At 44.7% G+C, this 21,496-nt stretch carries 19 protein-coding genes, 1 pseudogene and 1 riboswitch; of the genes and pseudogenes, 4 read left to right on the forward strand and 16 right to left on the reverse strand.

Features of this window, described 5'->3' with window-relative positions; translation table 11 throughout:
- Positions 1-92 precede the first annotated feature (92 nt).
- Together modB and modA are read right to left on the reverse strand one after the other, a co-directional pair.
- Entirely contained in the window at positions 93-758 is a 666-nt protein-coding gene (modB, locus tag ACESLK_RS17170; RefSeq protein WP_373230876.1) for a molybdate ABC transporter permease subunit, read from the reverse strand.
- A complete protein-coding gene (gene modA / locus ACESLK_RS17175; RefSeq protein WP_373230878.1) occupies positions 755-1,537 on the reverse strand; it encodes a molybdate ABC transporter substrate-binding protein in 783 nt (260 codons plus the stop codon). The genes modB and modA overlap by 4 nt, the downstream gene beginning before the upstream one ends.
- A 149-nt stretch (positions 1,538-1,686) precedes the next feature.
- Here modA and ACESLK_RS17180 point away from each other — a divergent pair, with 149 nt between their 5' ends.
- Positions 1,687-2,544 (forward strand): alpha/beta hydrolase, encoded by an 858-nt coding sequence (locus ACESLK_RS17180; protein ID WP_373230880.1) that lies wholly within the window; start codon positions 1,687-1,689, stop codon positions 2,542-2,544.
- 88 nt (positions 2,545-2,632) lie between these two features.
- Here ACESLK_RS17180 and ACESLK_RS17185 read toward each other — a convergent pair whose 3' ends face one another.
- The 5 genes from ACESLK_RS17185 to ACESLK_RS17205 form a co-directional block, all read right to left on the reverse strand.
- On the reverse strand, positions 2,633-3,004 hold the full coding sequence (locus tag ACESLK_RS17185; RefSeq protein ID WP_373230882.1) for a hypothetical protein: 372 nt from the start codon (positions 3,002-3,004) through the stop codon (positions 2,633-2,635).
- 81 nt (positions 3,005-3,085) lie between these two features.
- Positions 3,086-4,651: a family 10 glycosylhydrolase gene (locus ACESLK_RS17190; RefSeq protein ID WP_373230883.1), complete on the reverse strand. Its 1,566-nt coding sequence runs from the start codon at positions 4,649-4,651 to the stop codon at positions 3,086-3,088.
- Between the two features lie 143 nt (positions 4,652-4,794).
- The gene (locus ACESLK_RS17195) at positions 4,795-5,307 is read right to left on the reverse strand and encodes a hypothetical protein (protein WP_373230884.1); all 513 of its coding nucleotides are present in this window, start codon (positions 5,305-5,307) and stop codon (positions 4,795-4,797) included.
- Positions 5,308-5,610: 303 nt separating this feature from the next.
- The gene (locus tag ACESLK_RS17200; RefSeq protein WP_373230886.1) at positions 5,611-5,937 is read right to left on the reverse strand and encodes a DUF1697 domain-containing protein; all 327 of its coding nucleotides are present in this window, start codon (positions 5,935-5,937) and stop codon (positions 5,611-5,613) included.
- A gap of 1 nt (position 5,938) precedes the next feature.
- Positions 5,939-6,313, reverse strand: a complete 375-nt coding sequence (locus ACESLK_RS17205) for a VOC family protein (RefSeq protein WP_373230887.1) — start codon at positions 6,311-6,313, stop codon at positions 5,939-5,941.
- 229 nt (positions 6,314-6,542) lie between these two features.
- On the opposite strand from ACESLK_RS17205, the gene ACESLK_RS17210 reads away from it, so the two are divergent.
- The 3 genes from ACESLK_RS17210 to ACESLK_RS17220 are packed head-to-tail and all read left to right on the forward strand — an operon-like array spanning position 6,543 to position 8,577.
- Complete coding sequence (locus ACESLK_RS17210; RefSeq protein WP_373230889.1) at positions 6,543-7,766, forward strand: MFS transporter; 1,224 nt, start codon at positions 6,543-6,545, stop codon at positions 7,764-7,766.
- 39 nt (positions 7,767-7,805) lie between these two features.
- Positions 7,806-8,132: an ArsR/SmtB family transcription factor gene (locus ACESLK_RS17215; RefSeq protein WP_373230891.1), complete on the forward strand. Its 327-nt coding sequence runs from the start codon at positions 7,806-7,808 to the stop codon at positions 8,130-8,132.
- Positions 8,119-8,577 carry an SRPBCC family protein gene (locus ACESLK_RS17220; protein WP_373230893.1) on the forward strand — a complete coding sequence of 153 codons (459 nt, stop codon included), beginning with the start codon at positions 8,119-8,121 and terminating at the stop codon, positions 8,575-8,577. Before ACESLK_RS17215 ends, ACESLK_RS17220 begins: the two co-directional genes overlap by 14 nt.
- Positions 8,578-8,873: 296 nt before the next feature.
- Here the strand turns inward: ACESLK_RS17220 and ACESLK_RS17225 are convergent, their stop codons facing one another.
- The 9 genes and pseudogenes from ACESLK_RS17225 to ACESLK_RS17265 form a co-directional block, all read right to left on the reverse strand.
- Positions 8,874-9,635 (reverse strand): SDR family NAD(P)-dependent oxidoreductase, encoded by a 762-nt coding sequence (locus ACESLK_RS17225; protein ID WP_373230895.1) that lies wholly within the window; start codon positions 9,633-9,635, stop codon positions 8,874-8,876.
- A gap of 132 nt (positions 9,636-9,767) precedes the next feature.
- Positions 9,768-10,085 carry a thioredoxin family protein gene (locus ACESLK_RS17230; RefSeq protein ID WP_373230898.1) on the reverse strand — a complete coding sequence of 106 codons (318 nt, stop codon included), beginning with the start codon at positions 10,083-10,085 and terminating at the stop codon, positions 9,768-9,770.
- A 21-nt stretch (positions 10,086-10,106) separates the two neighbouring features.
- Positions 10,107-10,457: a MerR family transcriptional regulator gene (locus ACESLK_RS17235; protein WP_373230900.1), complete on the reverse strand. Its 351-nt coding sequence runs from the start codon at positions 10,455-10,457 to the stop codon at positions 10,107-10,109.
- Between the two features lie 76 nt (positions 10,458-10,533).
- Positions 10,534-11,850: a deoxyguanosinetriphosphate triphosphohydrolase family protein gene (locus tag ACESLK_RS17240; protein ID WP_373230902.1), complete on the reverse strand. Its 1,317-nt coding sequence runs from the start codon at positions 11,848-11,850 to the stop codon at positions 10,534-10,536.
- A 38-nt stretch (positions 11,851-11,888) separates the two neighbouring features.
- Positions 11,889-14,120, reverse strand: a complete 2,232-nt coding sequence (locus ACESLK_RS17245) for a preprotein translocase subunit SecA (protein WP_373230904.1) — start codon at positions 14,118-14,120, stop codon at positions 11,889-11,891.
- A gap of 153 nt (positions 14,121-14,273) precedes the next feature.
- Positions 14,274-16,004 carry a methyl-accepting chemotaxis protein gene (locus ACESLK_RS17250; protein ID WP_373230906.1) on the reverse strand — a complete coding sequence of 577 codons (1,731 nt, stop codon included), beginning with the start codon at positions 16,002-16,004 and terminating at the stop codon, positions 14,274-14,276.
- Positions 16,005-17,668, reverse strand: a pseudogene (locus tag ACESLK_RS17255) (pyridoxal phosphate-dependent decarboxylase family protein).
- A gap of 112 nt (positions 17,669-17,780) precedes the next feature.
- A riboswitch (cyclic di-GMP riboswitch) is annotated at positions 17,781-17,865 on the reverse strand.
- A gap of 168 nt (positions 17,866-18,033) precedes the next feature.
- Positions 18,034-18,903 (reverse strand): peptidyl-prolyl cis-trans isomerase, encoded by an 870-nt coding sequence (locus tag ACESLK_RS17260; RefSeq protein ID WP_483862620.1) that lies wholly within the window; start codon positions 18,901-18,903, stop codon positions 18,034-18,036.
- A 403-nt stretch (positions 18,904-19,306) separates the two neighbouring features.
- Positions 19,307-21,118, reverse strand: coding sequence for an SgrR family transcriptional regulator (locus tag ACESLK_RS17265; protein ID WP_373230910.1), 1,812 nt, complete (start codon positions 21,116-21,118; stop codon positions 19,307-19,309).
- Positions 21,119-21,496 lie beyond the last annotated feature (378 nt).

Consider the following 21,496-nt stretch of genomic DNA (forward strand, 5'->3'; position numbering starts at 1 on the left):
CGACTACGGGTTCTTTTTTTCTTTATTTTCAAATGCTGTGGATTTAAAGATTTACGATGGGCGTAGACTGAAAAATTTTTGTTCAGCAAGCCCTATTTAGAATAGCGATTAGCGACTAATAACATCAGGAAAGATAAGAACACCATCGTGAAGGCCCATAGCCATGCAAGGGACAGATTACCACCATCCACGGCAATATAAATCGCGGTTGGAATCGTTTGTGTCCGCTGAGGGATGTTCCCCGCAATCATAAGCGTAGCTCCGAACTCACCTAATGCTCTAGCGAATCCAAGGATAAAACCGGCAATCAATGCCCGGGAAGCAAGCGGGACTGTGATATAGCGAAAAACTTGCCATTCGCTGCCGCCAAGTGATCGTGTTGAGTCCTCAAGCTCACGATCAACCTCCTCGAAGCCCGATTTTATTGTCCGATAGGCAAGGGGAAAAGCTACAACAACAGCCGCTATGACGGCTGCAATCCACGTAAAGACGATGGGAACTCCAGCAAACCACTCATACGCTTGTCCGATCCAGCTCCGTCTTCCAAGCATCACAAGCAGTAGAAAACCTACCACGGAAGGAGGCAGTACAAGAGGCAACAAGAATAAGGTTTCCACGACGCTTTGACCGACAAAACGTTTATGCGCCATCCATTTGGCTGCAGCTACAGCAAGGATGAATACGATGATACTGCTAATAACAGCCACTTGAATAGATAAATAGACGGGTGCAATATAGGTCTTCCAATCCGTCATCATGGTGCCTTAAAGCCGAATCCAGCAAAGATTGCTTGTGCTTCCTCAGCCGTTAAATACTGATAGAAAACCAAAGCCTCCTCTGGATGAGCAGAATGAGTAAGGATACCTGCAAGATATTGAATCGGTTGATGGATATTCTCCGGAAGCGGAATGGCTGCCTTCACTTTCGTAGAACGAACAGCATCTGTCGCATAGACAAAGCCGGCTTCCGCATTGCCTGTTTCCACTGTATTCAACACCTGTCTCACATCCTTCAAGTATATCAATTTATTCTGAACGGAATCCCACAGCTTTAATGCTATTAATGCTTGCTGAGCATACAATCCTGCAGGAACAGATTCGGGTTGTCCTATAGCGATATGCCTTAATCCATCCGAGTTCAGAGTTTCAAGCCCCTTCCAATCCCGGTTGCTATCGGAAGCAACTATGAGTACCAATTCATTTGTCATTATCGTTTGGCTGTTTTCAATAAGCTTTTGCTCCATTAACTGCTCCATCTGCTTCTGACCGGCTGAAAGGTATACATCAACAGGCGCACCCTGCTCGATTTGCTGCTGGAGAGCCCCGGATGAGCCATAATTAAATATCAAATCAATATTTGGATATAATGCCTCAAAGCGGAGTTGAAGAAGCTCTAAGCTCTCCTGTAGGCTCGCCGCTGCGGAAATGATTAACTCTGCCTTTTTTGGAGCTTGACCTTTGTTATCTCCCATAAGGAACAGTACGACAAAGAGTAATCCCGTAATTGCCGCCCCTGCCCATAACCATTTCTTAAACAAGAAAACTCCCCTCTATTCCTCTTCAAACAATAAGTTTAGAATAATATTATCACAATCCTTTGATGAAATGTCGAAGCAGCCCGCAGCATATTTGTTTACAATAAGAATATACGGAAAATCAACGCCACCGGCATTGGAGAGATCATCGCATGAGTTACAAGCAAATGAATTGGAAATCCGCTGACGGTACTCGAATTTTTGCATGTGAGTGGATACCTGATCAACCAATAGAGATTAAAGCGGTCATCGGGCTTGTTCACGGAATGGGTGAGCATATAGGACGCTATATTCATGTCGCTCAGACTCTAATTGAAGAAGGATATGCGGTACTTGGATTTGACCAGAGAGGTCATGGCCAAACGGAAGGGAAAAGAGGACATACGCCATCCTATGAGGCCCTGCTCGAAGGAATCGACAAATTATTGGCAGAAGCGCAGCGGAAATATCCGGGAAAACCTCTGTTCCTTTACGGTCACAGCATGGGGGGTAATGTTACGCTAAACTTTCTGCTTAGAAGAAAACCGGACATTGCTGGAGCTATCGTTACTGGACCATGGTTAAAGCTTGCCTTTAAGCCCCCTTCCATCCAAGCTGCAATTGGTCGAATAATCGAATGGATTTATCCGAAATATACAAACAATCGCCCTCTAGCCGTAGGGAATTTAACCTCAGATCCGGTCATGCAGCAACATTATATCACGGACGAGCTAGGACACGGACTGATTACAGCTAAGTTTTACTTCGGAGTTACCCGTGCTGGCATCTGGGCTTTGAATCACGCCTTCGAATTAAAAGAATTAAAGGTTCCATTGCTGTTAATGCACGGAGGGGATGATCGCGTGACCTCACTTCCCGCCAGCAAGCAGTTTGCAGATCAAGCTGGAGCAAATTGTACTTGGAGAGAATGGCCGGGCTATAAGCATGAGTTGCAGAATGAAGTAGGTCGTGAGGATATATTCACTGTTATTAAGGAATGGTTGAATAACCAATTGACTATCAAAGTATAAATCCATAAACAGAACAAACCCCTGATCGACCAGCAAAGGTCAATATCAGGGGTTTTGCTCCTCTTATTTTTTAAACGGCGGAGCCGTTTTACTTGCCTGTTTTACTCTTATGACGCAACCGAAGCGCTGACCAAGTCTCATTCACCGCTACATTGCTAACCAAGGTGTATTCCGATTCATGATCAACCAGCCTCCACAGAATATCGCGATTGATGTCGGTCTTGATTTTGGAGCTTTGCTTCGGATAGGTGATCCAGAATACGGCATCCTCGTTCAATAAAGGGATGGTCTGCTGTAATCTCTCACTTGCTTCGCTTGCGTTGTTCACGAACAACAGAACAAAGTCGAATTTCCCTTCCCGCCCGTCATTCGTTTCTATTCCTAATCGAAATCCCTCAGGTTCATGAAGAACGATTGCGCGTCCCGATTTGTACCTTAGCTTCTTAACAACCTCTTCCAAAGTATAGCACCCCATTAACAATGAATGTTGTCAGTATTTCTTCGTTTATTCATCGATTATAGGTAGCCATTCGGATTCGCGTCAAGGACTTGTTACTTTATAATAACTTTGGAGCTCAGCGATCAATCCAAGAGGATTTCTGCGCAAATCCTTAGCACTAAAGTAAATATCCCCTTTCACTTCAAAAACGTTACGGTTGTATTTCAATTGATTTATGATCTCTTGAGCGGAATTCCAACCGACTTCTGTTGTCCCCAGCTTATAAGGTGAATGTCCAATGTATAAATCCACATTGGTCCCTCTAACTTCATTCGCCCACCAATCCACTAGAACATCATACTGTGCGATCGTGAATGAAAGACTCCAATAAAGCTGAGGCGCAACATAATCGATCCACTCTTCCCGGATCCATGTTCTTACGTCCGCATACATATTGTCATAGGCGGTGATGCTGGCTTTGGTGTTAGAGCCGGTTCGGTCCATGGCATGATTACGCCAAACACCGAAGGGACTAATACCGAATTCAACACCCGATTTCACGCGATGTATGGATTTACCTAATTGTTGGACAAAGAGATTTATGTTATTCCGACGCCAATCGGCTTTATTCATGAGCGGATTACTATTAAAGGCGAGATAGGATAACTCATCATCAAAGCTTCCGCTCGAAGGATAGAAATAATCATCCAAATGAACGCCATCAATCTCATAGTTGTTCACAACTTCCATGACAGTATCGATAATATGCTGACGCGCATCAGGAATTCCTGGATTAATATACAATTTAGTGCCTGACGTCACGATCCATTCCGGATGCGAGATGGCAACATGATTGGGGGCGAGATTATCTAGCTTCGCATCGGTGTTCGCGCGGAAGGGATTAAACCAGGCGTGGAACTCCATTCCCCGTCTATGAGTTTCCTCAACCATGAACGCAAGAGGATCATAATCCGGCGCTAACCCTTGCTTCCCTGTTAGAAACCTCGACCAAGGTACAATAGCAGACGGATAAAGGCTGTCAGCTGCTGGACGAACCTGGACGAATACAGAATTTATCCCCATTCCCTGTAATTCATCTAACATCTGAATATACTCCTGCTGCTGCAAAGCTTGGTTTCCATAAGAGCCGCTTGATGGCCAATCCAGGTTATATACCGTCGAAACCCATGCACCCTTAAGTGAGTTATCCGTATAACCTTGGATAGATTGCAGCTTAATTGTCTGCGCAGATTGATACCAAGTGACATTTAATCCCAATTGAGCGCTAACGAATCGCAGTGGAACCATAACCCGGGCATTCTTCACCTGTACTGAAGCATCTAAGTTTACTTTCACTCCATTTACGAGTGCGTATTTCTTTCCGACCTGCATGGTTATCGTTAGATTTTCCTGTGTAATCTTAGCTGTCTGCGTCTTCTGCACCCAGTCTACGCCTGCATCAAGATTCTGACTGATGACTCGGAGCGGTACCATTGTAATATTGACCTTCGGAACAATGTACGGTGGAACGTCGGAGTTTATTTTGTCCCCGTTCAAGTAGATACTTATCGTCGTTGGAGTCTGAGCATATGCGGGAATATGAAAAAGAGATAAACAGAGTGTAAATGTGATTACGAGTAGGAATAAACGATTACCAAAATGCACCATAAAAAAACTCCTCAGAAGTTATTGTCTTGCGTATTTATTAGACGCTTTCTGTGATAAGTTGTTGCAGTGGAAAAGATTAGAATTTCACTATAACAAAATAAAAGCGCCCTCTCTTAGAGAGTGACGCTTGCGCTTGATGTCAATTAAGGAACAAATTGCTGAGTGATCTTAACGATAGTTCCTTCATGTATTTCCAAATGATAAGGAAATTCCTTTAGGTTCATCTCTGAAGTGTCCGATAATTCCGCGAAAAATTTATCAACACTGATCTCTTCGTTCCATATAGTATCCGCTTCGTCTATATTTCCAGTGCGGTTATAAATTTGCATAAGGACTTGTGCATCTTCAGCAACCTCGAATGTTAGCAAATCCATCTCTTCATTCACAACATAATAACCATCCGGCGTTTCAGTCATCTCCGAATCATTTTCTTTCTCGCGGAATATGACGTTCGCTTCTTCACCTTCATACCACTCTATGAAATCAACGGTAATATATGTTTTTCCGTTTTTTTGTTCAATTGTATCCATATATACTGTTTGAGTTTCCGAAGTTTGAGGGACAACGGTATAGTCATTCGTGTTCGCTTCAACATAACCAAGAGACATGAATCCTAATAATACGGCGGCGAAGCTGATCGCAAGTTTGTTCACCATAACCGCGCTCTCTCCTTCAAGGGTTTCTTCGATCACCCATATTGCTTACTTATCCATTAGACGGATTACCCAAACAATTAGTTTCAACATCCCTTCCTTCCTCCGAAATCTCTTCATATAAGATATTCGCAAATGTCAGCTTGAATCCTTTTATATCTTAATAATTTTAATCGAAAGAACGACAAAAAGCCGCTGCTAACGTCTCCGAGACGGATAAGTAACTGCAACGGCTCTTATAAACCTCAAAATATTCGTACGCGCTAACTCTTACCTATGCTTACTAGCTTATTGACCGTAGCCCAGTTACGAGTGGTGGCCACGACTTTGAGTTTTTTCATTCATCATTTCCAAATCATATGGATTCTGAAGGATGATCATCTCCAGCTCTTCTACCGTTCTGATGAGGACAGGCACTTGGAAGGAACAGCCTTTCTCAATCGCCTGCACAATCTTGCTTACCAGCGTTTGCCCGTCTTGTTCCGTAGCTTCGAAAACGACATTCCCGCTCTGGATATACGTCCTCACGTTTTCGAATTTCAATGCTTCGAAAATGTTTTTCAAGTGATCCATTTTTATTTTCTTATGTCCACCAACGTTAATTCCCCGCAGAAAGGCAATATAAGTTGTCATTTTAAGGTTCCACACGTTGCAAGAGTTCAATTCGATTCCCGAAGGGATCATTCACGAACAGCCGAATATATCCTTCCAAGGGAACATCCTCGATGATAGGAACACCTTCTTCTGCTAATCGCTTCCGTAATGCCTCGAGATCCGTTATCTCGAATGCTGGATGGGCTTTTTTCGCGGGCACGAAATTTTGCTGAACTCCGATATGTATTTGATGTACTCCGCACTGAAACCATACTCCTCCACGTTTCTTCAGATTTTCTGGCTTCTCGATCTCTGACATCTTAAGGATGAGTCCGTAGAAGTTACGAGCTTGTGACTCACATTCAGGAGGCGACGCTAGTTGTACATGGTTGATCCCGACATATTCGAATGTCAATGGAATCACTCCTTATCTAAGGATTTTTACGAGGGCGCATAATAGTTCTTATCTAAGGGCGGGCCGTGTTGTCTATGCTTCTTGTTCGATTATACTTCTATCATCAAATGAGCGTAAACCCCAGGTAAAAGAAGACGGTCGGTTTTACATGGTAAAAGACGAAGTTTCGTTTAAAAAACACTGCAATCGCGAATACTTCAACATAGTGTTTGACCAAGGGAGGTCCATTATGGAGTCGCACAAGAAATGGGATTTACTCTCGGTAGCATCAATTCCTTTAACCATGACCTTGGCCAACTCCATGCTCATTCCTGTTTTGCCTGCCATGCAGAAGGCTCTTAAGATTACATCCTTCCAAGCAAGTCTTATTATTACTGCCTATGCAGCCGTTGCAATCCTGTTCATTCCTCTTGCGGGATACTTATCGGACCGATTCAGCCGTAAAGCAGTTATTCTTCCCGGTCTACTCATTGTCTCAGCGGCAGGAGCATGGGCTGGGCTTGCATCGCTATGGAGCGAAAATGCATACACAAGCATTCTTGTTGCCAGGTTGGTTCAGGGTTTTGGGTCAGCAGGATGTTTTCCAGTAGTCTTGCCTCTTGTAGGGGATTTGTTCAAAAAAGATGAGGATGTCAGCAGCGGACTTGGGCTAGTGGAGACAGCAAATACATTCGGCAAGGTGTTAAGCCCTATTTTAGGCTCAGCACTGGCCATTTGGGCTTGGTATATCCCTTTTTTCGCCATTCCTGTATTTAGTATTATTTCATTTGTTCTTGTCCTTTTCTTTGTTAAATCTCCAACCAAAGAAGACGACTCCTGTAAAATCAGTTTGAAGGAATTTCTCAAATCCATAACCACAGTTCTTCGCCAGAAAGGGAAATGGTTGTACGGAATTTTTGCTGTCGGCGGCATTAGTATGTTCCTGATTTTCGGAGGACTTTTCTATTTGTCCGAAACATTAGAGCTTCGCGGTGTTAAACCGCTTATAAAAGGTTTGGTGCTTGCGATTCCATTGGCATTCTTATGTCTTGTATCTTTCCTAAGCGGCAAATGGATTGGTCAAAACAAACACGTGATGAAATGGACGAGCTTTATTGGATTAAGTACGGCAGCTGCAGCGTTATTAATTGTGGGTTTATTCAATTGGGAAACAACATGGTGGATTGTGACGATGCTTTCTATTGCTTCCGCAGGAATTGGTGCCGCATTACCCAGCCTCGATGCTCTTATCACAGAAGGAATAGAAAAAGAACAATGCGGTACAGTTACTTCGTTATATAGCAGCATGCGTTTTATCGGGGTAGCCATCGGTCCGCCGATTAGCGCTTTATTGATGCGGGGCTCCATGTCTACTTTGTTCCTCGTCATCGCCTCAACAGCATTTTTAGCAGCGCTTATTACGATAATAACAATTCGCCCCGGGCGTAACGCCAACCATAAAGAAATTAATTAATATATTTAAGTTGATACTTAATTAAGTATGTGCTAAATTATGATTATGATAGAAAAAGCCATTCACGCAATAACGGAACCTAGGCGCAGAGATATCCTATATCTCGTCCGTGATGGAGAACTCACCTCCAGCGCCATCGCTTCGCATTTTGACATTTCAGCACCGGCAATATCGCAGCATCTTAAAGTACTTGAAGAGGCAGGGCTCGTCGTTGTTAGGCGAGCAGGCACCAAACGATTTTATGGCATAAGGAGGGAAGGATTCGCTGAATTGAAGCAGTATATCGAGACCTTCTGGGATGACAGCTTGATGCGCTTGAAAGAAGCCGCGGAAGAGGAAGAAAGGAGAAAACATGAATCAGACTAACAGCAGCGACAAGTTAATGAAAGAGATTTTTATAGAATGCCGTCCGGAGACGTTATTCTCATTTTTTACCGACCCTGACAAATTAGTTCGTTGGATGGGACGCCATGTTCTGCTCGAGCCGAGCATCGGCGGCAAATATCGTATTGATGTCAATGGAAGTGACATAGCAATGGGCGAGTACAAGGAGATTGTTCCGAATGAGAAAATCGTAATGACCTGGGGATGGGAGAAATCGAAACTTGTACCTCCTGGATCGAGTACCATTGAATTCAAGTTGACGCCCAAAGATAACGGCACCCTCTTAATGTTGACGCATTACGATCTAACGGAATCGGAAGTCTCATCTCATCAGCAAGGCTGGACGCATTACATGGCTCGCCTGCAATCTTTGGCGCAAGGTCAAGATCCGGGCGTCGACCCGTGGTCTGTACAAGCAATGCATTAATGATCTTGGCATAAATATGCGAAACAGCGCGCGAATTTCTGCGCGCTGTTCCTGTTGAATATTCAATTGGAGGTATCAGGAATGGTTGATGTTTTAACAGAAATCACAATTAATTGTCCTTGTGACAAAGTCTCGGAGTACGGAGCAAACCCAGACCATGCTCCCGAATGACTTTACGTAATAAAGGTAATCCTGCCGGGTTTTCCAAGGTGCTTGCTCCTTTTGTATCCTTAATGATGAAAAGAGCAAACAACAAGGATTTGAAAAAAATCAAGTTTATACTTGAAAATGCTCCTTTAAATTGAAGGCATTACATTTCCGCCGCTTACAGGTACATAAGCACCTGTGATAAAGCTTGCTAGATCGGACGCGAGGAAAGCAACAGCGTTCGCGATTTCTTGGTCCGTACCCCTGCGCTTCAGGGGAACCGTCTGCTCATAGGATTCACTGTGCTCAGTTTTATTTGAACGGTCACGTTCAGTGATCGTCCAACCTGGCGCCACTTGGTTTACGGTGATTTGATGTTCGCCAATTTCTTTCGCAAGAACCCGATATACGCCATCCATCCCTCTTTTTCCTGCCACGTATGCAGATTGCGTCGGGAAATTCTGCATCACGCATTCCGTATTGATTCCAACGAATCTTCCCCACTTCTGCTTGATCATGTCTGGAGCGAAAGCTTTGGCCAAATACACGCTCTGCATCACGCAGGAATCGAACTGACTAGCATAATCCTCAGCAGGTTGCTCCAGAATGCTTGTCCACTGATATTGTACGACCGCATTAGCAACTACGATATCGACAGAGCCTAACTGCGAATGTATGGCTTCCTTCATTTCCATGATCGAGTCAAGCTTTGTTATATCTGCCGAAACAATAGTTGCACGTCTGCCCAAAGAATGAATCTCATCCTGAAGCTCATGTGCTTGAGCTTCATTACTCCGATAATGAATCGCGATATTCGCTCCGCATTGCGCGAGTGTTCTTGCCATCACGCGACCTAGCTGTCCGGTTGTTCCGGTGATCAAAGCAGTTCTATTAGATAAATCTATATTCATTGTAATAATCTCCTCTCGGTTCTTTATTAACATGATAGGCAATGTATTAACAAAAAACAATGCCTGACCCCATTCAATTAATACGTTAAGAGCATGTTAGAGGCGGAAAGAAAAAAGCCGCTGACCGCGGCTTCATGCATAGCGGGACAGCAGGCTTTCATAGACAGACTTGGGACGCAAGCCGACAAGCTTCTCAACGGGTTCTCCATTATAGAAAATAATCACAGTTGGCATCGACATTATTCCGTATTGTGTTGCAACCTCCGGAGCTTCGTCGCAATTCACTTCCAGTACTGTAAGCTTATCTCCATATCCTCCGCCCAGCTCATCTAAGATCGGCTTGAGTACCTTACAGGGCGGGCACCAAGGTGCACCGAAATCTACTAACGTTAACCCTTCTTTCCGAACGTTTTCTTGAAATGTTCTGTCATTAACGGCGAGCATGTTCATTGGAACTCCTCCAATACTAGGCTATTTGTCCTCCCGTATCGATCGAATGCGGTCCTCTAGGTTCGATTTGATATTACTTAACAAATGGATTTGGTCATCGATTTCCTTCAGCTTCTCCTCATAGATAGGCAGCACCTCCGCACAGAAGGCCTCCTTGTTCTTCAAGACGCAATTCAGGAAGCTCGCGATCTGCTCTGTCGATATCCCCAATGCCAAATAAAACTGGATCGTCCGAACCTGATCTTCCGCCAAGGAGGAATACTCCCGATAACCGTTGTCCCGACGCACCGCTGACAGCAGCTTCTGCTGCTCGTAATACCTAAGCGAACGTACGCTGACTCCGGTGCGTGCAGATAACTCACCGATTTTCATAGCTCGAGTTCCCTCCTGCCGATCGATACAAACCTAGTATAAACCCTGACATTAATGTCAGGGTCAAGACCAATCTTTAATCTCTTTCGTAAATGGAGCCCGAACGACTCGCGAAGAATTCGGCATACACCTTCTCTGCATATGCATCGGTCATTCCCGAGATATAATCAGCCGCTAACCTTTCCCAGCTCCACTTATCCTTCTGGCTTTCATAGCTCTCCAGCCAGTCCGGCGGTATGATCAGACGACCTGTATTGTAATTCTTGAAGCTTCCCCATAGGCGCTCGATCATGACTTCGCTTCTCTTATGCAGACGCTGAACTCGGAAATCCTTAATCAAGGTTACCCATGCCAGCTTCTTTAAGATCTCCATCGTGCGTAACAGATTGATATCCTGCTGACCTTCAAGAACAAAAGTGACTTTTCTCCAACCCTTAACTTGATCTTCGATAATTCCAACTTGACTGGCGAATTTACTAACCCAACGCGCTTTCATTTCCCGACGAGTTCTGGACGATTCTCGGTCACACTGTGCGTAGATGATCTCCCATTGCTCAAAATAATGGAGAAGTACCTGCTTGACCATAACGCCCTTGTCCACATTCTCCCAATCACTCTCGGTATAGCTTGGATCCTCTATAATTTCCTGGACCACATGGGTAACGAGTCGATCATCCTCGAAGAAGCTGCGGTCCATCTGAATTTTCCCTGCGCGAATGCCATCCTCAAGATCATGCGTGGAATAGGCAATATCATCTGATAAATCCATAAGCTGCGCTTCAAGCGTTGCGCAGCCTAGCGGTATGCCCCAGGTTTCGCGCAAGAAATTGATTCCTTCCCATTCCTTGCTATAGACGCCTTTAAGTCTGCTAGGCTCATCAATGCAGAACGGATACTTGTTAATGGCAAGCAATACCGACGCCGTTAGATCAAGTCCGCTTCCGCTGCCTGCTCTCTTCTCCAGAAACATGAGAATGCGGAAGTTCTGAGCATTCCCTTCATATTTCAAGCCGCTCTGTTCCCAGAGCAGCCTATTCAGAACTTCTTCGCCTTTATGTCCGAAGGGAGGGTGCCCAAGATCATGTGCTAACGCCGCGCATTCTACTACCTCAGGATCAATCATCAGACCTGGATGCTCCTTCGCATGAAGGAATGGATATTGCTTGCCCAGACGCCTGGCAACCTCTCTGGCGATCTGGGAAACTTCCAGAGAATGGGTGAGCCTTGTCCGATAATAATCTCCAGAGCCTGCCCCAAACACCTGAGATTTACCTTGCAATCTGCGGAAAGCCGGTGATTGGATTAACCTGGCATAATCCTTCTCATATTCGTCCCGGTCTTCCCCGGAATGGATGTTCCCTGTATCGTATAGTCTCATTTTCCTTACAATCATTTGAAATCTTCAATCCTCCTTCCTTAACTCTGAACGTTCTAGAAGCCAAACATATTCGATTTCTTCTCCGTGAATTGATCCTGTATGAGATAGGTCCAAGTTCTAGCGGGTCCCTTGAGCCCTTCCTTGTCCCAATCGACGTTCTCCGCGGTTGAACTTTTACTTAGCTTGGTTAGCGTTTGGGCGGTTTCTTTCTCAATTTTATCAGGAATCTGCTCGAAGGCCACAATAATTCTCTGGTGGAATTCATCGATAGGATTCCGATTGGCTAAGCTCTCCAGATGGATCCCTTCCCGTATATAAGACACGTATGCCAGATGATCTGCCCATGCGCGGTCCATATGATAGAGCTTGACACGCCTTTCTGTTGAGCTTAGAGAATCCGTATTCACAAGTACAGCTTCCCGTTTCTCATGCTGCATCCTGCGCTGCTCCTCGACCATGTCCGAGTATCTGTTCAAGTCTTTGCGAATTTGAAAATTCTGACCCATGACAACACGCTGGATATGGTCCATTTTCTTATTGAAAATAGAATCCTCTAGCGGCTCGTCCTGTTTTATCGAACGATAAGCAGCAGGCAAGGCCTTCTCAATGCCGAAACGGTTGATCAGCTCATCCTCCAAGCACACATAGAATCGAGATGACCCCGGATCTCCTTGTCTGCCCGCGCGGCCTCTTAATTGATTATCGATTCTAGCGCTCTCATTCATATGGGTTCCAATTACGTACAAGCCTCCGAGCTTCGCGACTTGCTCTGCTTGCTCCGGATGCCCCCCGCCTAAACGTATGTCCACCCCGCGTCCAGCCATATTCGTAGATACTGTAACCGCGCCTAACTCGCCGGCTTTGGCGATAATTTCAGCTTCCTTAGCATCGTTTTTCGCGTTTAACACATGACAGGATACGCCTGCCTTCTGAAGCTCATCTGCCAGCTGATCCGATTCCTCCACACTGCTTGTTCCAATCAGAATCGGCCGTTTCGAGGCATGCACTTCGCTGATTTCCTTTACTAATGCCTTCAGCTTAGCTTCTTTATGGGTGAAAATACGGCTTGGATGATCCACCCTAACACGAGGACGGTTGGGCGGAATGTCCACAACCTGCAAGCCGTAGGTTTCATCGAACTCGCTTGCCGAGTCTTGCGCGGTAGCAGTCATCCCGCTGATCTTGGGATAGAGGCTAAGGAGATGTTGCAGCGTAATTGTCCCTAGTATTTTACCGGAGGACTTGTTCTCCATACCTTCTTTCGCTTCGACAGCTGCTTGCAAGCCATCTGGCCAGTGTCGATTCTCCGCTATACGGCCCGTATAGCTGTCGATCAGTTCAAGCTTGCCATCACGAATCATGTAATCAACGTCCCGCTTCAACAAGGATTCCGCATGAAGCGCACAATTTAATGCCGTTAACAAATGACTATTATAGGATTCATATAAATTGCCGCTTCGAAGGATCTCTTCCGCTTTCTCCACGCCTTTCTCTGTCAAGAACACGTTCCTCTTGTTCTCATCGAAGTCATAATGCTCGCCTAGCTGAAGTTGTTTGGCAAGATTGGCCATTTTACTTCCATCACTCGCGGAGGAAGCCACCTCTCCAGCGATCACTAAGGGAACTCGCGCTTCATCAATGAGCAGGGAATCTGCCTCATCCACGATCGCGTAATGAAATGGACGATGGACCATCTCCGCCTTGTTGATCGTGATTGAATCACGCAAATAATCGAAGCCTGCCTCTTTGGCCGTCACGTACGTGATGTCCGCCGCATAGGCTTGTTGCCGTTCTTCTATGCTCATTCCATCTTTTACGAAACCCACGCGCAGACCGAGAAACCGATATACCGGCCCCATCCACTCGGCATCCCGCCCAGCTAAATAATCGTTGAAGGTGAGGATATGTACACCTTTACCTTCAAGCGCATTCAGATAAGCTGGCATAACAGCAGCCAACGTTTTTCCTTCTCCTGTCTGCATTTCCACTAGGTGACCCTCATGCAGAGCCGTTCCTGCCATGTATTGGACGTCAAAGGGACGCATACCGAGAACTCTACTAGCGGCTTCGCCCGCTAGTGCATACGCTTCGACCAACAAATCGCTAAGCGGCGTGCCATTCTCGACTTTCTTTCTTAGCTTCAGAGATTCAGCTTGAAGCTTCTCCGTATCCCAAGATGTTAAATCGAGAAGAGAAATCGCTTTTAACTTCTCCATATAAGGCTTAAGCTTATGTTGAACAAATCGATTTTTGACCTTCTGGACAAGCTTGCTCGCGAAATTCATGGAAGATTTCCTCTCTTATTAACGATAATGATTTCATTATAGGGATTACGCAGTAGAATTCAAAGTGTTGCATACGAATACAGATTAGAAAATTAGAGCACTGGGTCCCGTTAAGGATCCAGTGCTCTAATTTGAATTAATGATTGTACTACTCTAAGCCGTCTTTTCTAGCTTGAAATGCTGAACCGACTTTTGGAGTTCCACAGACAAATCGTTCATTTGTCCGATCATTCCTGTGATTTCCACCATCGCCGCGCTTTGCTGCTGAGCACCCGCGGCGACATCTTCGGTACCTGCTGCCTGCTGCTGAGTGACGCTTGCGATCTGCTGCATAGCTGCTGATATGGAGATGAAAGAATGCGCGACTTTCTCTACCGCTTGTTTCAATTGATCTGTTCGCCCTGAGAAGTTAGTGACGCCAGTGTATATAAGATTGAAATTCTCATGAGTACCCTTAATCCATTCTTGACCTTGCTCGGCAGCTTGTTGACCTTCAGCGATCAGGTTGATGACAAGCATACTGTTTTCCTGAGTTCCAGATACTAGTTCTCTAACGGATAATGCCGCAGCAGTAGACTGAGCAGCCAATTTCTTCACTTCCCCGGCTACAACGGCGAAGCCTTTGCCCATCTCGCCTACCCGTGCGGCTTCAATAGCAGCGTTAAGTGCGAGCAGGTTGGTTTGCTCCGCGATTTCGGAAATGATATTAATAATTCCTCCAATTTCCTTTGATCGCTCCCCTAGTTTCAAGGCGGCTTCTTGCGACTGATTCATCACCTGCTTGATTAAGTTCATATGCTGAAGGGTTTGCTCGACCAACTGCTGTCCGTCCTCGCTCTGGATTTTTACTTGCTGCGTAATGACTTGCATCTCCTTCATATCTCCGGAAACTTCGTTTAGTTCGTTGTCTATTTCGTTCATGGTAGCTGTGCTGCTGACGACACTGCTCACGATCTCATTAATTCCTTCGTTTAATTGGGAAGATGCTTCTGCTGCCAGTTGCGCGCTCCGGCTTGATTCGTCGGCAGATTGCAGCAAATAATTGCTCGTTGACGAAACACGGTCGGAAGATTGGCGAATTTGACGAATTAAGCCTTGCAGGCTCATGCTCATTTCTCCAAAAGCTTGCGCCAACTTGCCAATCTCATCCTGGCGGGAAATAGATAATTGCTCACGCAGCTCACCTGCGGCGACTTTCGATGTTGCCATCATTAGAGTATGTAATGGTCTAGTAATGATCTTGCTAATCAGAATAGCAATAACTGAGCCAACAACAAGCACGATCACTGAAATGAAGAAGGTTGTCCAGAAAATCGTATTCGTTGTTTCAGGTACGGCGGAAGCATCGAGGTCTATGCCGAGAATTCCATAGTTCTCATTCCGCTCATTCTGAAGCGGCACAAAAATTGATTTGTGAATCCCGTATTCATCCTCGTAAATACTGCTGAGAACTTCTTTATTATTCGCGATGGCATCGTTCATTTCGATTGTGAAGGGATAGGGAGTACCATAATCTTCGAGAACGTCTGCGAGAATAATAATGCGATCCTCACCCTGGCTTTTCGATAAGATATAGACATTTTCGAGTGCATGCTCGACCTTTAACTTCTCAAGCTCCTGCTTGATGATCGAATAGTTCGGATCACTAATGCTGTTTAATTCATGGTCGGATTCGGGTATTCCTGACAAGGTTTGGGCAGCGATTTTTATATCTGTTTGAAGCCTCATATCGAATTGCTCAAGGAGCTTACCGACGAGCTTCTGGTTGACATAATATCCAGACATGGCGAAGGCCGCGCTGGTTAAGATCTGAAGCAATAGGATACTTAATATGATTTTTACGGATAGATGTCTAGTGAGCCAGGATTTAACGGAATGCAGCATTTATCTTTGTCCTCCGATAGCGATTGAATGCGTAGCTTCATATACTTTTGTAATAACAGACTTTAAGTAACTTACGATTTCATCGATATGCTCCGTACGAGTATAAGGAGAAATCACAAATAACTTAGCCGCATATAACGGTACCGTATGATGTTCAACTGTTGGGACCAACAGATGCTTTTTCGTATCACCGAATAGAATTCGATCCCTTTGTTGGCCTAATGCTTCGAACAGAAGCTCGTTAAGAGAGTTCGTCAGTTCGATGTCCAGCCTCGTGCATTCTCCATTAACCTCCTGTGCATATTGGGATGTGCCATTCGGATAAATTCGAAACAATGTGATCATTCCTGGATTAGTCGGATTCACGATGGTTGCTTCAGGAATTTGCTGCTCAAGAGCTTTTCTGAAAGCCAGGTTTACTTCGACGAATTGCGCAAGCAATCGTTGATATCCTTCTATTCCGAAAGCTAGCAGTGCACTGTAGATGCTAATAGAACTCGCCATCCTGGAGCACTCCAGCGTATAGCCGGTATGATATTCCCCATAACCTCTATACCCAACGTATGGCGTTTCATCAGGATCCAAATCCAGGGTTTTAAGGCTCTCCGCGTCCTTGACAAGAAACAAGCTTGTTGTATAAGGGGTTTGGCCTAGTTTCTGAAAATCAAAGCATAAGGAGTCCGCAAGGTAGAGATTCTTCAGCTTTGTATGGATTAAATGAATCGCGTTTAGCGTACCGGATTCTATTCCCAAGGCATTAGCTGCAAAGTCATAGTCATTATAGAAGGCGAAGAAGCCGCCAAGTGCAGAATCGGCATGAATATGAGGTTTGCTTATTCCGTACGTGAAGGAGATATCCCTGGCGAGCTCGGAAATTTCTTTCACGTCGTCAATGCCCATGGCATCCGTGGTCCCAGAACGATATAGATCGGAGTGCCTCCGGATCGAATAACATTTTCAATTTTCTCCCGTAAGTCATTGATATCCATAGAACTATCTTTAAGCGTTCGCACTCTGATCAGATTATTGCTTCCTATACCAGTTGCCTCCATCGATTTGAATAGACTGTAATGGGCTGCTTCAGAACAGAAAGCATATAAATTTCGGGGGACGCCTATACGAGAAGCATCAGGGTTGTGTTTGGCAATAGCCAAGCGCAAGCCTGTGAATATAGCGCCTTGCCCGCCCCACGTTGTATATCCACCACTTGTGTTACTGTCATAGCCCACTAACTTGGACATCATAGCAGTAACCTTAACCTCGGCTTCCGCGCCTGCGGGACCATATACATCCCATAGATTGTTTCCATTAACCATTAAGGCTGTAATCATGCCCATAATCCCCGGAATGCTGGCCATCGGCAAGATATTCGTCAAAAAATATTTCGTATGGTAAGGGTGGGAATGCAGCATGGTCAAGAGGCGTTCATTAACCTCTTCCATTGGAATACTGGATTGCGGAATCTCACTGGTTCGGATTAAATCCCCGTAGAAATTCCCATCACGATTTTTGTTCCCTTTAAGATTCACCTTGTCAGGATCCTTTAGCTCGTCTACGCCATTAATAATCTGTTCGATAAGCTTCATGAAAATCGTTCGTTGTTCCTTGTTTCCATCATCGCTAGGAAACCACTTACTTACATCCACATTTTGACCAATCAACATTACTCGCCTTCTTTCATGGGTATCGTGTTGTTATTTATGAAAATGTTACAGCTTTGTGCACGACAAAAAACGGTAAACCATGAGAAAGACCATAGTTTACCGTTTTGCATAATCATGCAACTGGCTGACATTTCCCGTAGGAAGTAGTCCCTATAGCTTTGCGTCACTATCTTTCGATAGTTTTGCCGGATTCAGTTATAATGGACTAGTTCACATGGAACCATAGATACACAACAATTATAATGCCTGCCATTTACTAGTATTAATGGCTTATAATCCATAGAGTACATTTTTCGCGTTAAAAATACAATAGGTTTGGATAATTTTACACAAATCGACATATTCCAAGTAAGTCGATTCTGAACTCAACTCAGAAAGTTCTCAATATCCGCAGTTGACTGCTGCTCTGTCATCCAATCCGTTGACAAGGCAGAGATTTGTTCCGTTGTCAGAGATTCGCGAATCTCTTCTTTTTTCTCTTCTAGGGTAGGTGTAATCGCCGCTTGTCGTTCCGTCAGCCTATAGATGTGAAATCCATCACTGGCCTCGACAACGCCGCTTAACCCGCCTAATTCAAGAGCGAATACGGCATTGTCTATCACTTCCTCGTTATCGCCTTTGGCGAACATTTCCAGCTCCCCGCCGTTATCCTTTGTAGCTGTATCCGTTGATTTCTCCTTGGCTGTTGCTGCGAAGTCCGCTCCCGCTTTAAGCTCTGTAAGTATCACTTCGGCTTCCGACTTGGTGGCTGATAGGATATGTGAGGCTTTGACTTGTTCCGGTGTTTTTAACGTTTCCAGATTCTCGTTGTAATACTTCTGAATTTCTTCATCGGAGACCTTCACTTGAGGCTCGAACATCTTACGTAACTGGACTTGCGTGGACATATCATTCTTTAAGCCTTCAAGGGTCATTCCGTACATCGCTAACGTCGATTCAAACTCTTCTTCGGTTGCGAAGCTTTGACGAATGGATTCCATCTCCTTATCGATTTCTTCCTCCGATACTTCGATACCCTGCTTCTCAGCGGCTTGACGTACAAGTTCATTATTGATCAATTTATCTAGTGTTTCCAAACCATTTGCAGCAACCAGAGCATCATAAAGCTTGTCTTTTCCTATCGTAACCCCATTAACTTTAGCAAGAGTCATCGTATCGCTCTCTGTTTTGTTCCCCGGCGGGAAAAAGACGATATAAATGACAAGAACAATCGCAAGAATGATAGAAATGTACATCCACCAACGGTTTTGTTGAAATGAATTAGACAAAATAATAATGACATCCCTTCTGTTAGCTGATTCGAGTTATTCATCAGCTGGATATTGCCATTATGCAGAACAAAACTGAAGCTAGGTTGAAAAATATATTAAAAATAGATGAAAACGTTGCTTTAATCCAATTTCAGAGGCTGTCGATTGATTGTGGACAGTTTTAACCTGAACATACACATGCAGAGAATGTATATGATTTTTCGGATACATTTATAGAATCCGGGCTCAAATCGTGTATTATGTATGAAATTTCGCATAGAATCGACTGATTCGATGAGTGTGCTGCTCATTTTGTATGATTTTTCGCATACATTCTTTGGTCTCCTTCAGATTTCCGAAGTTATGAACTGTTAATCGACAGCCTCTTTCATGAACCTATTGCCCTTTTTTCCAACCAAATATCCTTGAAATCAATCCAGCCAAGCGAATTCAGTCCGACGCCCTTAACCGTTGTGTGCATATGCAAATCCAGCTTTTTATGAAGCAGGAATATGACATGGGCTTCCTCTCGCAGCCTGTGTTCGATTCCGTTCAAGATCTCCCGTCTCTCCTCCGGTCTTTCAGCAGCCAGAGCGAGATTAGTCTGTTGCTCAACCCATTTAAGCATTTCAGGATGCAAAAGCTCCCTAAGGAAATTACCGTATTGCTCATAGTTCTCAATTTCGCATACTTCATCCTCGGCGAATACGACTGCATATACGATGCCATCTGTGTTTTTCAAAGCTTCGGGCTCCCGGATCGACTGCTTAGATTCCACCTTGATGTTTACCTTAATGCCGAATTCCGCGCACCTTCTCTGAATCCAGCAAGCATCTGTATCATGATGTCCATAGGTGCTTAGCGTTAGGGGCGTACCATCATATCCAGATTGATGAAGGAGACGTTTGGCTTCCTCTATATTCAACCGATCCTCCAGGTGCGGGGTTTGTTCCGTAGGCCGAAATCCATGTGCAGGATACATACGGTCTTCTCCAAGATGGCGAATCATTTCCTTACGATCGATAAGCAAATCAAACGCTCGGCGAAAGCTGCTGGATTGCTGAGGACCGGGTTTTCCTAAGTTCCAGGACATCAATGAACAGCCCTTGCACAATGCTTCAATCGTTTTCCAATCTGATTCGGATTTATTCTCCCACTGATTATGATCGCTTAGAAGCTGCTGCCATTCCGCGGAATTGGACATCAAGGCGGTATCCTCGGGCATAAAGGCCAGAACGACACGATCCAGATGAGCTCTTCCGGAATAATAACTAGGATTAGCAGCTAGCTCGAAGCGATCCTCCGTCCATTGAAGCAGCTGGAAGGGACCTGTGCCGAATGGATGCTTCCAGAACAGCGGTTCATCCTCCTGTATAAGATCTTTGGGCACAATAGACATGGCCGCTGAGCACAAATACCGCAGGAATATACGGTTGGGCTTCTCCAAAATAACTTTAACAGTACGAGGACCTAAGCAATCGACCTGCTTCATATTACGAACCATCCAGCTATGGGGCTTATTGCCTCTCATTCTCTCCAAAGTAAATTGAACATCCTCCGACGTTAACTCCCTGCCGTGATGGAATCGAATCCCCTTGCGCAGGTAGAAAATCCATTCAGTCGCATCTACATTTACTTCCCATGCATGGGCCAGGCAAGGAACATAATGGTTCGCGGATGTATCGAAGCTTACAAGCCGATCGAATAATTGCCGTATTAAATGGGAATCGAAGCAATAATATACCTGGGAAGGATCTAGCATGAAACCGGATCGGTATACGGGCAAGCGAAATGTATCGATTACCGCGCTCCCTGCCGACTTCTCGGCTTCATATCCGAAGTGTGTATTCAGCCAATGCACGAATCGTTCCTTGAGCGTATGGCTTTGACTATAGGTTTGAAGGAGCTCGAAAGCTTGCTTGTACTCGCCTCTGCGAGACATTTGCTGAGCCCATTCCATTAGGAGCGGCTCCTTTTCAGCATTAAACGTTAGTTTAGATAGATTACCGCGCCCTCGTCCAGCTTGCCAAGAGATAAGTCCTTCCTCTGTCAGCTTTCGAATGATGATCTTTACATTGCGTGTTGAACAATAGAAGGCTAACGCCAGCTCATCCATGGAAACCTCCACTGTTGAGTCTAACTTCTCGCTGTCACCGAATTTATTTAATAGAATAAAATATCTTTCCACCATTGTGAACATTGAGACTCTCCTCCTTGGTTTGATACGCTAAATCATGCCTTCTTCTCGTAAAAGGGGAAGAGGAAAAATAAAACTGTTCACTTTTTTTCCCCTTTTGGCTACAGCATAATTAAACTTACAAGAGATGGCAAGGAGGAAATACAAATGATACCAAATTCATACGAATTAGAAAATTTAGTGAGAGAGCGTCAAGCAGATTGGGAGCAAATCATACACAATGAGGTTCTACTAAGTGACTCTAAAATGAAATTCAACCTCTTACGGAGGATCTTTCACTTCATTCGGAGTTTTAAGTCAAAAAAGAAGGCAAGTGGATCTCACTACAGTAGTCCAGATAGGATAACTAAATAAAAAAACGGCCTGGTTGCCCAGTACCGT

The organism is Cohnella sp., assembly GCF_041640265.1.
Lineage (GTDB): Bacteria > Bacillota > Bacilli > Paenibacillales > Paenibacillaceae > Cohnella.

Excerpts from the sequence above, each read along its gene's own strand:
- modB (WP_373230876.1), bottom strand. The coding sequence starts at position 758 with ATGATGACGGATTGGAAGACCTATATTGCACCCGTCTATTTATCTATT.
- ACESLK_RS17180 (WP_373230880.1), top strand. The coding sequence starts at position 1,687 with ATGAGTTACAAGCAAATGAATTGGAAATCCGCTGACGGTACTCGAATT.
- ACESLK_RS17190 (WP_373230883.1), bottom strand. The coding sequence starts at position 4,651 with ATGGTGCATTTTGGTAATCGTTTATTCCTACTCGTAATCACATTTACA.
- ACESLK_RS17195 (WP_373230884.1), bottom strand. The coding sequence starts at position 5,307 with ATGGTGAACAAACTTGCGATCAGCTTCGCCGCCGTATTATTAGGATTC.
- ACESLK_RS17200 (WP_373230886.1), bottom strand. The coding sequence starts at position 5,937 with ATGACAACTTATATTGCCTTTCTGCGGGGAATTAACGTTGGTGGACAT.
- ACESLK_RS17210 (WP_373230889.1), top strand. The coding sequence starts at position 6,543 with ATGGAGTCGCACAAGAAATGGGATTTACTCTCGGTAGCATCAATTCCT.
- ACESLK_RS17215 (WP_373230891.1), top strand. The coding sequence starts at position 7,806 with ATGATTATGATAGAAAAAGCCATTCACGCAATAACGGAACCTAGGCGC.
- ACESLK_RS17220 (WP_373230893.1), top strand. The coding sequence starts at position 8,119 with ATGAATCAGACTAACAGCAGCGACAAGTTAATGAAAGAGATTTTTATA.
- ACESLK_RS17225 (WP_373230895.1), bottom strand. The coding sequence starts at position 9,635 with ATGAATATAGATTTATCTAATAGAACTGCTTTGATCACCGGAACAACC.
- ACESLK_RS17230 (WP_373230898.1), bottom strand. The coding sequence starts at position 10,085 with ATGAACATGCTCGCCGTTAATGACAGAACATTTCAAGAAAACGTTCGG.
- ACESLK_RS17235 (WP_373230900.1), bottom strand. The coding sequence starts at position 10,457 with ATGAAAATCGGTGAGTTATCTGCACGCACCGGAGTCAGCGTACGTTCG.
- ACESLK_RS17240 (WP_373230902.1), bottom strand. The coding sequence starts at position 11,850 with ATGATTGTAAGGAAAATGAGACTATACGATACAGGGAACATCCATTCC.
- ACESLK_RS17245 (WP_373230904.1), bottom strand. The coding sequence starts at position 14,120 with ATGAATTTCGCGAGCAAGCTTGTCCAGAAGGTCAAAAATCGATTTGTT.
- ACESLK_RS17250 (WP_373230906.1), bottom strand. The coding sequence starts at position 16,004 with ATGCTGCATTCCGTTAAATCCTGGCTCACTAGACATCTATCCGTAAAA.
- ACESLK_RS17260 (WP_483862620.1), bottom strand. The coding sequence starts at position 18,903 with ATGTACATTTCTATCATTCTTGCGATTGTTCTTGTCATTTATATCGTC.
- ACESLK_RS17265 (WP_373230910.1), bottom strand. The coding sequence starts at position 21,118 with ATGTTCACAATGGTGGAAAGATATTTTATTCTATTAAATAAATTCGGT.